This is a genomic window from Plectonema radiosum NIES-515, from assembly GCF_025753815.1.
GTDB lineage: Bacteria > Cyanobacteriota > Cyanobacteriia > Cyanobacteriales > Nostocaceae > Hassallia > Hassallia radiosum_A.
Map to the genome: position 1 here is coordinate 1 of NZ_JAOWRF010000351.1, position 2,264 is coordinate 2,264.

Annotated in this window: 1 protein-coding gene; it reads left to right on the forward strand. The window is 45.2% G+C overall.

Annotation, left to right across the window (positions count from 1 at the left end):
- The first annotated feature begins 358 nt into the window (after positions 1-358).
- Positions 359-1,735, forward strand: a complete 1,377-nt coding sequence (gor, locus tag OGM63_RS24610) for a glutathione-disulfide reductase (protein WP_263748303.1) — start codon at positions 359-361, stop codon at positions 1,733-1,735.
- Positions 1,736-2,264: the final 529 nt, after the last annotated feature.

Genomic DNA, 2,264 nt, shown 5'->3' on the forward strand with positions numbered 1-2,264 from the left:
AAGTCGTCCCCCACTCCTCCACTCCTCCACTCCTCCACTCCCAATACGGTTGGTGTTAACGTATGTAGAGACTAGCAAGTGCAACGTCTCTACAAGGGTTTTGGGTTCACAAATATTCTTAACCGAACCGTATTGCCTCCACTCCTCCACTCCTCCACTCCTCCACTCCTCCACTCCCCCACTCCTCCACTCCCCTGAAGTTTTGCTACAGTTCAGTAATTGGGTAGAATAGCGATCGCCTTACCACCATAAATCTTGGGACGGAAATCTCAGCCAACAACCACAGATGAATTTTGTTTCAATAGTTATAGAGAAACAAAAGCGCGAAGTTGTCCTATTTGCAGGGAACATAATTTTTATGACGTATGATTACGACTTGTTTGTTATTGGTGCTGGTTCTGGTGGTTTAGCAGCTTCCAAGCGTGCAGCTAGCTACGGTGCAAAAGTGGCGATCGCTGAAAATGATTTAGTTGGTGGTACTTGTGTGATTCGCGGTTGTGTTCCCAAAAAACTCATGGTTTATGGCTCTCACTTTCCCGCATTATTTCATGATGCCGCAGGTTATGGCTGGAAAGTCGGTGAAGCTGAGTTAGATTGGGAACATTTCATTACTTCTATAGATAAAGAAGTCCGCAGACTATCGCAATTGCATATCGGTTTTTTAGAAAAAGCCGGTGTCTCACTCATTCCCGCTCGTGCTAGATTAGTAGATCCTCACACCGTAGAAGTTGATGGACGCAAAGTTACAGCACAGAGAATTTTAATCGCTGTGGGTGGGCGTCCGGTTAAACCAGATTTACCTGGTATGGAATATGGCATTACTTCCAACGAAATCTTTCACCTCAAACAGCAACCGAAGCACATCGTCATTATTGGCGCGGGTTACATCGGCACAGAATTTGCTTGCATCATGCGTGGTCTTGGTTCCGAGGTGACACAGATTACCAGAGGCGAGAAAATTTTGAAAGGTTTTGATGATGACATCCGCACCGAAATTGAAGAGGGAATGACGAATCACGGCATTCGCTTGATCAAGAATAATCTAATCGAAACAGCTGAGAAAGTACCGGAAGGAATAAAGCTGACTTTATCAGAAGCAGACCAAGAACCAATAATTGCCGACGTGTTTTTAGTCGCAACCGGTCGGATGCCGAATGTCGAGGGATTGGGTTTAGAAAATGCCGGAGTCGATCTTGTTGAAGGTAAGATCGAAGGACCCGGATACAGTAATATGATGGCGATCGCTGTCAATGAATTTAGTCAAACTTCCCAACCGAATATCTTTGCCGTCGGTGATGTCACTGACAGAATCAACTTAACTCCGGTAGCAATTGGTGAAGGTCGCGCTTTTGCCGATAGTGAATTTGGCAACAACCGCCGTTTATTCAGCCACGAAACTGTTCCTACAGCGGTATTTTCTAACCCAGAAGCGGCTACAGTCGGCTTGACAGAAGCCGAAGCACACGATAAATACGGTGATGCAGTCAAAGTATATCGTACACGCTTCCGCCCATTGTTTCATAGTTTAACCGGCGCTCAAGAAAAAACCATGATGAAGTTGGTAGTCGATGGTAACACCGACAAAGTACTAGGCGCTCACATGGTAGGAGAAAATGCAGCTGAGATAATTCAAGGTGTAGCGATCGCTGTCAAAATGGGTGCAACCAAAAAAGACTTTGATGCCACCGTCGGTATCCATCCCTCATCCGCAGAAGAATTCGTCACCATGCGGTAATTAAAGTTAGGGGGAGCGGAGTTATGAGTTATGAGTTATGAGTTATGAGTTATGAGTTATGAGTTATGAGTTATGAGTTATGAATTTTAACTTCTCACTCCGCTCCTCCTCATTCCGCTACGAGCGCTCAGACCTACAGACGTAAAGCGTGGAACGTCTCTACCGCTCCTCCTAACTCCTAACTCCTCACTCCTCACTCCTCACTCCTCACTCCTCACTCCTCACTCCTCACTCTAACGACAAGCCGCTAAGAGCGTCTACGCTACCCCTTCATTACGATTTCGTTACCGATGCTGCCCAATATCAAGAAGGACAACTGCAACGTCCCATCCCTACCCTAATTTTGCATGGAAAAGAGCATATCCTAAGACAGCAAAAGCATAGACAATAGTGTACAATAAGGTACGAACTTCGACACTGCTAAGAAGCACTCAACCAAAATGCTTTTATCAATCAAGACGCAATTAAAACTAAATTCATATCAGCGCGTCTTGATGTCTAAGCACGCTGGTATAGCAAGATTTACTTA

Coding starts and splice junctions, on each gene's coding strand:
- gor (WP_263748303.1), top strand. CDS start 359: ATGACGTATGATTACGACTTGTTTGTTATTGGTGCTGGTTCTGGTGGT.